Source organism: Streptomyces sp. F63, assembly GCF_018070345.1.
Classification (GTDB): Bacteria; Actinomycetota; Actinomycetes; order Streptomycetales; family Streptomycetaceae; genus Streptomyces.
The window spans coordinates 41,364-52,944 of the sequence record NZ_JAGPXX010000041.1 but is presented as its reverse complement, the minus strand read 5'-3'; the positions used below and the strand labels follow the sequence as shown (position 1 = coordinate 52,944).

Below are 11,581 nucleotides of genomic sequence, written 5' to 3'. Positions count from 1 at the left end.
GGGCGGGGCGGGGGGGGGGGGGCGGTCGGGGGGTGGGGGGGGGCCCCGGCCGGGGAGGGGAGACCGTCGCCGTCAGCGCCCGCCGCGCGCCCGGGGCCGGCGGGCCGGCCCGGACCGGCGCCCGGCACACCGGTGCCGGTGCCGGTGCCGCCGAGCGCGAGGGCACCGCCGGAGCCGTATGCCGGGGCCGCACCGTCCCGGACCTGCCCCGGGGCATCTCCGGTACGGCCGTCCGGGCCCCGGCCCGGGGCGAGTTCGGCGCGCCCCGCGGCCGGACCGCCGCCCGGGGGCCGGGGGCCGTACGCGGTGCGGGCGCCGTCCGGGCCCGTGCCGTCCGCTCCGGGGGCGAACGCGTTCCCCCCGGAAGGGGGCGGGCGCCGGAAGGCGCGGTGCGGATCGGGGTCCGGCCCGGGGACGGAACCGGTGTGCGGGGCACCGCCCGGGGCTCCGGCCCCCGGGCCGGCCGGGCCCGCCGTGCTCCCGGGGCCCTGCGGCCGTCCGGAGGCATCGCCGGGGTACCGGCCGGAACCGCCGTCGTCACGCGGGCCGTTGGCCTGTGTCCGTGCGGGGTCCGGCCCACCGCCGTTGGGGCCCGGACCGCCCGGACCGCCGAAACCGCCCGGACCGCCTCCGGCGTCACCGGGCCCGTCCGGCCCGCCCGGTCCGTCCGCCGGGGGCGGGGTCGGGTCGTAGCCGCAGAGCGCCTCCTCCGCGGCGCCGGAGGCGAGCCCCGTGAGCACGGCCCGGCCGTCCTCGCAGACGAGTACCGTGCGGGCGGTGATGTTGCGGTGGATCCAGCCCTGGGCGTGCAGCGCCGACAGGGCGGTCAGGACGTCGGCCGCGACCTCCGCGGCGCGGTGCGGGGAGAGCGTGTGTTCGGCGAGCAGCGCGGCCAGCGGCCGGCCCACCACCAGTTCGCTGACGATCCACAGCCCGCCGCCCTCCGCGAACACGTCGAACACCTGGTCGTACCGCGGGTGGTCGGGGACGGCCGCCGCGGCCCTCGCGGCCGCGAGGGCGCGCCGCACCGCCGGATCGCCGGCACCGTGCGCCGTGCCACCGGGCGCTCCGGGCCCGTACCGGCCGTCGGTGCCGGCGATCTCGGCCTCGACGGTCTCCGGCAGGGGTATGTGCCGGATCAGGACTTCCTGGCCGCTGTAGGTGTCAAAGGCCCGGGTCTCGATGGCGTCGAACACGTCGCCGGCGGTTCGGGGCAGGCGGTAGCGGTCGGCCAGTACCCGGCCCGCGTAGTCCTCCACGACGCCTCCCCAAGCGCGCTTTCCGCGTCCACCCGGAACAGTCAACCCTGTTCGCCCACCGACCCGTTGCGGCTGCGTAGCGTCCGCACCGTTTCACGATACGTGCCCCGGCGCGGCGGTGCGGAGCGGACGGCGCAACCGGTCTCCGCATCCGGCGCGGAACGGGCCCGGGGCTCGGCCCGGGCGGGTACGCGCGCCGCCCTCGCGCACCCCCCCGCCGCCCCTGCCGCCTCTGGCGCCCCTGCTGCCCCTGGCGTCCCTGCTGCCCCTGGCGTCCCTGGCGTCCCCGGAGCGCTCAGTCGGTGGGCTTGAACGTCCGGAAGGCCGTCTCGCGGAGCGTGCTGCACTCCTTGCCGTCCCACTCGTCCGCCGGACACGTGATCATGATCGAGTAGGCGTGGCTGCCGTCCACCTTGAAGCCGCGGCTGAGCACCCGCATCCGCTCACCGCTCCGGTCGTACTCGAACTCCCAGTCGGCGACCGTCGGATAGTCGCGGTACTCCGCGCTCTTGATGCCCCGTGACGCGTATCCGGGGAACGATCCGCGCGAGGCCCGCTCCTGGGCACGCCAGGCCGCGACCGCGTCGTCCCGCGGCTGGGAGCTGAAGTCGACCTGGATCCGCGGCACTCCGCCGGACTCGCTGTACTCGCCGCCGGAGTTCTGGCCCGCTATCCGCGTGAGCTTCCAGTCCGCGGGCATCGCCATGGAGAAGTGGAAGCGGTCGTCGGTCCTGGTCTTGTAGCCCTCGGGGATCCTGTCCGCGTCTCCGGCATCCTTGCCGCCGTCCTTGCCGCCGTCCTTGCCGCCGTCCTTGCCGCTCTCGCCGTCCTCCCCGCCGTCCTTGCCGGCGGAGCCTTCGCCGTCCGGCTTCCCCTCGCTCGCGCCGTCCTGCGCGTCTTCCGAGGGCTCGGCCGACGCCCCGGCGTTCTTGCCGGCGTCCGCGGAGTCGTCCTTGCCGCCGTCGGCGCCGCTGGTGGCCGCCCTGTCGTCCTTGGTCCCGCCGGCCGGTTCGCCGTTGTCACGGTCGAGGGTGAAGGCCAGCACCACGCCGAGCACGGCGAGGGTCACCACCCCCGCGATGAGGGCCAGCACCCGTCTCGGCACCACGTCCGTGAGCGCGGCGGTGACGGGCCGCCGGGTGCCGGTGCCCGTGGCCGCCGACGGGGAGGCGTGGCCGGCGGTGGCCGGTGAGGACGAGCCGGACGTCCCGGCCCGGGCGGCGGCGGACGGCTCCGCGGGCGTGGCCGCCCGGGAAGCGGCTCCGGCAGCGGCGGCGGCCCGGGCCGAGCGCAGCGCGGCGCGCACCCGCCCGTCCTTGGCACCGCGCCCGTTCCGGGGCCGCGCGGAGTCCGCCGGGGAGGCCGCCCCGGACTCCGCGGAGGAGTCCGCGCCGGCTCCGGGCTCGCCGCCCCGCGACGGTTCCGGCGTCCCTCCGCTCCCGTTGCCGCCTGCGCTGCCGTTGCCCTTGGTCTTGCCCTTGCCCTTGCCCGCGGCGGCGGCGCCCGCGGCCGCCGCCGCGGTACCCGCCGCGCCCGCGCCGGCGGCCTTCGCCGTCCGCGCGCCGGGGGTCTCCCCGGGCGCCGCCATCGTCCGGGTCCTCGCGACCCGCTGGGGCTCCTCCGTCTCCGCGAGCACCTTGGTGAGCAGGGCCCGGGCGCCCGCGTCGTCGAGACGCCGGTCCGGGTCCTTCTCCAGCAGCCCGTGGATGACGTCCGCCAGCGGCCCCGCGTGCTCCGGCGGGGGAACCGGCTCCGTCATCACGGCCGTCAGCGTGGCGAGTCCGTTGCCCTTGTCGTACGGCGGCACGCCCTCCACGCAGGCGTACAGCAGGCCGCCGAGCGACCAGAGGTCGGCGGGCGGGCCGGGCTTGTGGCCGCGGGCCCGCTCGGGCGAGATGTACGAGGGCGCGCCGACGAGCATGCCGGTCGACGTGACCGACGGGTCGCCCTCCACCTGGGCGATGCCGAAGTCGGTCAGCACCACCCGGCTGTCGTCGCCGGAGATGAGCACATTGGACGGCTTCACGTCGCGGTGCAGAATGCCCTCGCGGTGCGCGGCGCGCAGCACGTCGAGGACGGCGAGCCCCACCTCGGCGGCCCGGCGCGGGGAGAGCCGGCCCTTGTCGCGGATGACCTCGGCGAGGGAGGAGCCCTCGATGAGTTCCATGACGATCCAGGGCCGGTCGTCCTCGTCGACGACGTCGTAGACGGTGATGCCGCCCTGGGCGCGGATCCGCGCGATGGCCTTCGCCTCGCGCAGGGTGCGGGTGATCAGCCGGCGCTTCTCGTCCTCGTCGACGGACGACGGGAAACGCAGCTCCTTGACGGCGACCTGACGCCCCAGCGTCTCGTCGACGGCGCGCCAGACCGTGCCCATGCCGCCCCGCCCCAGCACCTCGCCCAGCCGGTAGCGGCCGGCCAGGATCCGTCCCGTGGCGCCCTGTGTCTGCTCCGGCTCCGACATGTGTCCCCTCAGCGCTGCGATGGCCAGGCGTTGGCGCCGAGTTGGCAGTGGTGCACCGCGCCGTCGTCGCAACTGCGGTGGTCCGCCCCGGCAGAGTCTCCATTCTCCCCCATGCCGCGCCATGCCCATGTCCCGGGTCCGCCCCGTCGTGCCCCGCGCTCGGGCCGCGCACCACCGCAGGCCATCATGGGCGCGTACACGCAAGGGGATCCGGAGGGAGGCCGGGGGTGCCGGTCGGCGGAATGCGCCCGCGCCTGCTGGCGGGGATGGCGGGGGCCCTGTGCGCGGCCCTCGCGGCGGGGTGCGTGGTGGTGCCCGGGCCGTACGGCGGCGCCGACGCGGTGGCGAAGCGTCAGATGGCGCGTACCGACCGGCTGACGGCGGCCGTCGAGCGGCTGGCCGACGCGGCCCGCGCCCCGGGCGCCGCCGCGTACACCCGGGAGGGCGGCCGGGCCCGGTTCGCCACGGCGGGGGTCGCCGACCGGCGCAGCGCGCGGCCGATCGGACGGGCCGACCGCTTCCGCGCGGGCAGCGTCACCAAGGTGTTCGTGGCCACCGTGGTGCTCCAGCTGCGCGCCGAGGGTGTCCTGCGCCTCTCCGACCCGGTGGAGAAGCATCTGCCCGGCCTGGTGCGCGGCCGGGGGTACGACGGCACGCGGGTCACTCTCCGTCAACTCCTCACCCACACCAGCGGGCTCTTCGACTACGTACGCGATCCGCGGCTGGCGGAGGAGTCCTTCGGCCGGGGTTTCCGGAAGCACCGCTTCGACACCCGCTCGCCCCGGGAGCTGGTGCGCGCGGCGCTGCGGCACCGGCCGTACTTCGCGCCCGGCAGCGGCTACCGCTACTCCAATACGGACTACATCCTGCTGGGGCTTGTCGTGGAGCGGGTCACCGGCCGCCCGTACGCCCGTGCGGTCGAGGACCGGATCATCCGGCCGCTGGGCCTCAGCGGCACCTCCTTCCCCGGCACCCGGCACGGGCTGCCGCGCCCGCACGGCCGGGCCTATTCGGCGGCGGCCGCGCCCGGCGGCTCCGGCTCCGGCGCGCTGGTGGACGTGACGGAGCTCAATCCGTCGACCGCCGGGGCCGCGGGCGAGATGGTCTCCACCCTCGGCGATCTGGACCGCTTCCTGCGCGCGCTGCTGCGGGGCGAACTCCTGCCCGGCCCGGAGCTGCGGCGGATGACGGACACCTCCGTGACCCACGGCCGGTACGGCTACGGGCTCTTCCCGGAGCGGCTGCCGTGCGGGGTGACGGTGTGGGGGCACAACGGCAGCATCAGCGGCTCCTACGTCCGGATCACCGCCACGGCCGGCGGACGGCGGGTGCTCGGCTACCGGGTCAACACCGACGAGGTGGGCGACCCCGGAGCCGAACGGCGGCTGCTGAGCGCGGCGTTCTGCCGCCGGGGATGACGGGAGGGGCGCGGGCGGGGCCGTCTCACATCGCCGGTCGGCAGGCCGGTGCCGTCCCGGTCCGGGGGCCCGGCCGGACGGGGGCCCCCGGACCGGGCCGTGTCGTCGGCGCGGGTCCGGCCTCGCGCGGTGGGGCGGGGACCGGCCCCGCCCGGGTGTGTGGCGCTCCGGGCAGGGCCGGTCCGCTGCGGGTGGTGGGCGTTCAACGCCCGCGGGTCACCGGCAGCCGCGGCCGGTGTTGATGCACCGGACCATCGTGTCCATCAGGCCTTCCTCGAAGACGTTGACGAAGTCTCCGTGGTCGGTGACCGGCTTGTGGAGTTGTTCCGGGAAGCCGTCCACGGCGAAGAAGGGGGTGGACCGCCCGTTGTCGTTCAGGCTGGGGGCGTCGACGTCGTAGACCAGGCGCTGCACCAGTTGCGGTATGGCCTGGAAACCGCTGGGGCAGGCACCGGTCCGGGGATCGGTGAACGCCACGTGCGAACGGTGGTTGGCGCTGTCGGTGTTCCGGCCGTCCCAGCAGCTCTGGAAGGTGGAGGTGCGGACGACGTCACTGCCTTCGGGGCAGAGCGGGTACTTGTCCGTCAGCTGCCGGTCCTCGAAGCCGGTGCAGCTCCAGGAGGCGTTGGCGTTGGCTGTTCCGTTGGTGAACGCTTTGGCGTCGCCGGTGATGATCCGCAGGAACTTCGGCATCGCCACGACCTTGCTGCGCGGGTTTCCCACGAACTCCAGGGTCGCCTCCTTCGCGGTGAGGATCCTGCCGACGTTGCCCTCGGCGCCGCCGCCCGGCTGGTCCGCGTCGAACTCGTCGGTGCCGTCCTGCAGGCGCAGGACCGGCCAGTAGTAGGAGGACTTGTCGCCCGGGTTCTCACACGTCGTCTCACCGTTGGCGAAGTCCCGGTCGTCGGCGAAGGCGTCGTTGGCCTGGTTGCCGATGTAGTCGTGGGTGTGATGGGCGCCGTTGGACACGCCGGGCGCGACGATGATGTTGTCGGTGTTGTACAGCTTGTTCTCGTTCACTCCGCACGAGCTGGTGAACGTGCCGCGGGATCCGCCCCGCACCGTGCGGGGCTTGTCCGGGGCGGGCTGGACGGTGGTGATGTCCACGAAGTCCGCCGCGACCGGGCCGTTTCCGGCCTGACCGCCGGCGCCGCCCTGTTCTCCACCGCCGTCCTGACCGCCGCCGTCCTGGTTGCCGGAGGCACGCAGGGTGCAGGCGGCGAGCGATTCGAGGCCCTGGGGGCGGTCGGCCACCCTGCCGATGGCGATCGCTATCCGGTCGATGGCCGCCGTCCGCTTCGCCGTGAGCGGGCCCACGATCGCGTTGTCGGCGAAGTCGCGCTGCTGCCGGACGGCCCGGGACTCGCTCCGCAGCCGCTGGTACGCCTCAGCGACCTGCTGGTCCAGGAGCGCGAGGTTCTTGTCGACCTCCTTCCTGACCCGGTCCGGTACGTTGCGCAGTTCAACGCCGACGTCCGGGCAGGCGATGGTGACGTCGCCGGAGGCCAGGACCTGACGGGTCCCCTCCGGCTCCGCCCCGGAGCCGCTCTCACCGGCCGAGGCGTACACGTTGGCCGCCACCAGCCCGCCTGCCCCCATGGCCAGGGCCGCCGCGGCGGCGGTCGCCCGGCGTACGGTCTTCGATCGTTTGCGGGTGTTGCGTCGCATGGGACTCCTCCGAGATCTCCGTGTGCAGCGCGTCGCGGGCCGGCACCCGATGGCAGGGGCGCCGGGGTACGGCAGGGGCACGGGGGCCGGGAACGCGGTCCCGGCGCGGCGGGCCGCTCGGGCCGTTCCCGTGACGGGCCGGCCGCATGAGGCGCCGGCCGGTCAGCCGCCGCTCAGGACACGGCGACGGCACGGGGCCCGTGGCCCCGGTCACTGCCGGAGCCCGGGCCGGTGCCCGGGCCGGCGGCGGAAGACATCACCCGGGTCCGGGGAGGCCGGCGGCCCGGCTGCCGCCCGGAGCACCGGCCGGCGGCTTCTCGCCGAGCCGGTCCCGCGCGGAGACGCCACGGTGCCCGAGATGATCGTCGTCATGTACCGCTCCTCTGGCGCTGCATCAGGGCTGATGCGTAACCGGAGTTACGGACGGGGCCGGGCGAATCGGCGGGTCGCCGGCGGCTCGTCATTCTCTCGTAAGGACTGGCCGCCCTGTCCGCTCGGGGGTGTGCGCGGCGGGGCGGACGGCGGCCGTTCCCGCGCACTGAGGGGCCCCTGTCCGGCGGCGTGGGGAGGCCCCGTCCACCGCTGGGGGAGACCGTGGACCGGCGGAGCGGGTGACCCGCGGTGCCGGGCGCCGAACTCTGCTCGGCTCGGCTCCGCTCTGCTCCGCTCTGCTCAGCTCAGCTCGGCTCGGCTCTGCTCAGCTCAGCTCAGCTCAGCTCAGCTCAGCGGCACGATGTCCGGTGCGCCCAGCCGGGCCGCGTCCGCCGTCTGGTCGTCGGGCTGCCGCTGCGACTCCCGCTCGGCCTCCACCCGCTTCTCGTAGTGCTCGACCTCCTTGGCGATCTGGCCCTCGTCCCAGCCGAGCACCGGGGCCATCAGCTCGGCGCACTCCCGGGCGCTGCGCGTGCCGCGGTCGAAGGTCTCGATGGAGATGCGGGTCCGGCGGGTCAGCACGTCGTCCAGGTGCCGGGCGCCCTCGTGGGAGGCGGCGTAGACGATCTCGGCGCGCAGGTAGTCGTCGGCGCGGGCCAGTGGTTCGCCCAGCGACGGCTGCTCCTCGACGAGCCGGAAGACCTCCTCGGCCAGAGAGCCGTAGCGGCCCAGCAGGTGTTCGACGCGGACGACGTGCAGGCCGGTGCGCGCCGCGAGCCGGTTGCGCGCGTTCCACATCGCCCGGTAGCCCTCGGCGCCCACCAGCCGGACGTCCTCGGTGACGCAGTCCGCGACGCGCTGATCCAGCCCGTGCACCGCCTCGTCCACGGCGTCCTTGGCCATCACCCGGTACGTCGTGTACTTGCCGCCGGCGACGACGACCAGCCCCGGCACCGGATGCGCGACGGTGTGCTCCCGGGACAGCTTGCTCGTCGCGTCCGACTCACCGGCCAGCAGCGGTCGCAGCCCGGCGTAGACGCCCTCCACGTCGTCCCGTGTGAGCGGCACGGCCAGCACGGAGTTGACCCGCTCCAGCAGGTAGTCGATGTCGGCGCTGGAGGCGGCCGGATGGGCTTTGTCCAGGTCCCAGTCGGTGTCGGTGGTGCCGACGATCCAGTGCCGGCCCCAGGGGATGACGAAGAGGACGCTCTTCTCGGTGCGCAGGATCAGGCCGGTGGTGGAGTGGATGCGGTCCTTCGGCACCACCAGGTGGATGCCCTTGGAGGCGCGGACCTTGAACTGGCCGCGCTCCGCGATCAGTCCCTGGGTGTCGTCCGTCCAGACGCCGGTCGCGTTGACCACCTGGCGGGCCCGGATCTCGTACTCGCCGCCGGCCTCCACGTCCCGGACCCGGGCGCCCACCACCCGTTCGCCCTCGCGCAGGAAGCCGATGACGCGGGCCCGGTTGGCCACGTCGGCGCCGTAGGCGGCGGCGGTGCGGACCAGGGTGGCCACGAAGCGGGCGTCGTCGACTTGCGCGTCGTAGTACTGCAACGCCCCGACCAGGGACTCCTTCCGGAGGGCGGGGGCCACGCGGAGCGCCCGGCCCCGGCTGAGGTGACGGTGCACCGGCAGACCGCGGCCGTGTCCGGAGGAGACGGACATGGCGTCGTACATCGCCACGCCCATCCCGGCGTACCAGCGTTCGAAGCCCTTGCGCCGCAGCGGGTAGAGGAACGGCACCGGCCTGACGAGGTGCGGGGCGAGCCGTTCCAGCAGCAGACCGCGTTCCTTCAGCGCCTCCCGGACGAGCGCGAAGTCGAGCATCTCCAGATAGCGCAGTCCGCCGTGGATGAGTTTGCTGGACCGGCTGGAGGTGCCGGAGGCCCAGTCCCGGCCCTCGACGAGGCCGGTCGACAGACCGCGGGTGGCGGCGTCCAGGGCGGTGCCCGCGCCGACCACTCCCCCGCCCACCACCAGAATGTCGAGTTCGTGTTCGGCCATCCGGGCGAGTGCCTCGGCGCGCTCGGCCGGTCCCAGTGTCGCTGTCCTCACCGCTGTCTCCCGTCGTGGTCGGGTCGCGCGTTCCCCACCCAGCGATTCTCACCGCCCGGCGGGCGCGCAACCCTGAGCGTTCTCCCACGGCAACACCGGGCCGTCACCCCACGGGCAATACTCACTATCAGCAATATGTCTGTTTAGCCTTACTTAGCCTTGCATGGATCGACTACGGATGTGCCCGGGAAGGACGGCCCGCAGCCATGCCCGCAGACCTCGCCGTCATCGGTCTCGGCCCGCTGGGGCTCCCCCTCGCCCGGGCCGCCGCGGCGGCCGGCATCGCCACCGTCGGATACGACACCGACAGCCGCCGCACCGACGGCCTCATGGCCGGCCGGCCACCCGCGGACGGCTCGCTCACCGCCGCCGGCCTGCGGCGGATGCTCTCCGCCGGCTTCCGTGCCACCACCGATCCGGCCGAACTCGACCGGGTCCGCACCGCCGTCATCTGCGCCCCCACACCGCTCGGCGAGGACTCCGCACTCGATCTGCGCGCCGTCGGCCGGGCCGCCCGCACCCTCGCCCCCCACCTCAGGCCCCGCAGCACCGTGTTGCTGGAATCGACCGTCTACCCGGGCACCACCGAGGAATACCTCCGCCCCCTGCTGGAGGAGGGGTCCGGGCTGCGCGCCGGCCGCGACTTCCACCTCGCGTACGCGCCCAGCCGCCTCGACCCGGGCAACCGGGACTTCGGCTGCGCCAACACCCCCAAGGTCATCGGCGGTCTGACCCCCGCCTGCACCGAGGCGGGCGCCGCCTTCTACGGGCGCGTCACCGACCGCGTGGTGCGCGCCCGCGGCCCGCGCGAGGCCGAGGCCGTCAAGGTCCTGGAGACCAACTACCGGCACGTCAACATCGCGCTGGCCAACGAGATGGCGGTCTTCTGCCACGACATCGGCGTCGACCTGTGGGACGTCATCCGCTGCGCCGAGACCAAGCCCTTCGGCTTCCAGCCCTTCCGGCCGGGCCCCGGGGCCGGCGGCCACGGCGTCCCGGTCGACCCCACCTACCTGACCCACCGGCGGCGCAGCCTCGGCTATCCGCTGCGGATGGTGGAGCTCGCCAAGGAGGTCAACGACCGGATGCCGCGCTATGTGGTGCAGCGCTGCGCGATGCTCCTCAACGAAAACGGCAAGTCCGCCCGCGGCGCCCGGGTGCTGCTGCTCGGCGTCACGTACAAGCCGGACCTGGGCGACCGGACCGGCTCACCCGCCGATGAGATCGCCTCCCGGCTCATGGCGCTGGGCGCCCGGCTGAGCTACCACGATCCGCATGTGCCGCAGTGGAGCGTCCTCGGCCGCCCGGTGCCCCGCGCCGACTTCCCCTACGAGGCCGCGGCCGACGCCGACCTGACGGTCCTGCTCCAGCCCCACCGCTTCTACGACCTCCAAGGGCTCGCGGTGAAGGCCCGGTTGCTGCTGGACACCCGCGGCGCGAGCCCGGCGGGCACGGCGCACCGCCTCTGACCGCACGGCCTCCCGTCCGCGTCCGGGGCGTCCCGGACAGGTCCCAGCCTTGTCACGGACATGGAAAAGGCCTGCCGGACCGTCCGCGGCGGCTGTTAGCCTCGGGGCGCTTTCCGGCCATCGGACAAGCTTTCCCATCTTTCCCAGAACGTCATCACGGGGGACCCATGAGCAGCCAGCCCTGGCAGCACCAGCAGCCCGGCCAGAACCCCTACGCCCAGCAGCCCCCGGCGGGAGCCCCGCAGCAGGGTGTGCCGCCGCAGGTGCCCCCGCAGGGCGGCTACGGCTACCCGCCCCAGCAGCCGCAGCCGGGCGGAATGCCCGGCGGGATGCCGGGCGGGATGCCCGGTGGATTCCCGCCGCCCCCGCCGCCCCCCGGACGCGGCGGCAGCGCGGCCCTCGCGATCGTCGCCGCGATCGTCCTCATGCTCGTCGGCTCCGTGATCTACGGCCTCATCCTCAAGGAGGCCGAGGTCCAGATCGGTTACCTCGCCGTCGGCGTCGGCGCGCTGATCGGCCTGGCGCTCGGCAAGCTGGGCGGCCGCAACCCGGTCCTGCCGTTCGTGGGCATCGCCCTCGGCCTGCTGGGGGTCTACCTCGGCCAGGTCTTCGGTGTCGCCATGGCCTTCGCCGACTTCCCGGGCGCCCCGGGCTTCTTCGAGATCCTCACCCAGCACTTCGGCGACATCAACCAGGGCCTGAAGGAGAACCTGGAGGCCGTCGACTACCTCTTCTACGCCCTCTCCGGCGCGGCGGGCTTCTCGCTCACCAAGAAGTTCGGCTGACCCTCCGGGGGACGGCGCGGCAGCGCGCCCGGACCCCCGCGGCACCATCCCGAAGGCCCGGACCAGCGGCTGGTCCGGGCCTTCGGGGTGT

The 11,581-nt window shown here is 74.7% G+C and carries 7 protein-coding genes; 3 read left to right on the top strand and 4 right to left on the bottom strand.

Annotated features, from left to right (window positions below; translation table 11 throughout):
• Together KBZ10_RS26895 and KBZ10_RS26890 are read right to left on the bottom strand one after the other, a co-directional pair.
• A partial coding sequence (locus KBZ10_RS26895) for a protein kinase (RefSeq protein WP_307847619.1) occupies window positions 1-1,259 on the bottom strand: 1,259 nt, incomplete at its 3' end.
• 295 nt (window positions 1,260-1,554) lie between these two features.
• Window positions 1,555-3,723, bottom strand: coding sequence for a serine/threonine-protein kinase (locus tag KBZ10_RS26890; protein WP_210990332.1), 2,169 nt, complete (start codon window positions 3,721-3,723; stop codon window positions 1,555-1,557).
• A 227-nt stretch (window positions 3,724-3,950) separates the two neighbouring features.
• Between KBZ10_RS26890 and KBZ10_RS26885 the strand changes: the two genes are divergently transcribed.
• Complete coding sequence (locus KBZ10_RS26885) at window positions 3,951-5,141, top strand: serine hydrolase domain-containing protein (protein ID WP_307847618.1); 1,191 nt, start codon at window positions 3,951-3,953, stop codon at window positions 5,139-5,141.
• Window positions 5,142-5,357: 216 nt separating this feature from the next.
• On the opposite strand, the gene KBZ10_RS26880 is transcribed toward KBZ10_RS26885, so the two are convergent.
• Window positions 5,358-6,809: a DUF1996 domain-containing protein gene (locus KBZ10_RS26880; protein WP_210990331.1), complete on the bottom strand. Its 1,452-nt coding sequence runs from the start codon at window positions 6,807-6,809 to the stop codon at window positions 5,358-5,360.
• A 717-nt stretch (window positions 6,810-7,526) separates the two neighbouring features.
• A complete protein-coding gene (locus KBZ10_RS26875; protein ID WP_210990330.1) occupies window positions 7,527-9,236 on the bottom strand; it encodes a glycerol-3-phosphate dehydrogenase/oxidase in 1,710 nt (569 codons plus the stop codon).
• A gap of 206 nt (window positions 9,237-9,442) precedes the next feature.
• On the opposite strand from KBZ10_RS26875, the gene KBZ10_RS26870 reads away from it, so the two are divergent.
• Window positions 9,443-10,705 carry a nucleotide sugar dehydrogenase gene (locus tag KBZ10_RS26870; RefSeq protein ID WP_210990329.1) on the top strand — a complete coding sequence of 421 codons (1,263 nt, stop codon included), beginning with the start codon at window positions 9,443-9,445 and terminating at the stop codon, window positions 10,703-10,705.
• Between the two features lie 167 nt (window positions 10,706-10,872).
• Window positions 10,873-11,490: a hypothetical protein gene (locus tag KBZ10_RS26865; protein WP_210990328.1), complete on the top strand. Its 618-nt coding sequence runs from the start codon at window positions 10,873-10,875 to the stop codon at window positions 11,488-11,490.
• Window positions 11,491-11,581: the final 91 nt, after the last annotated feature.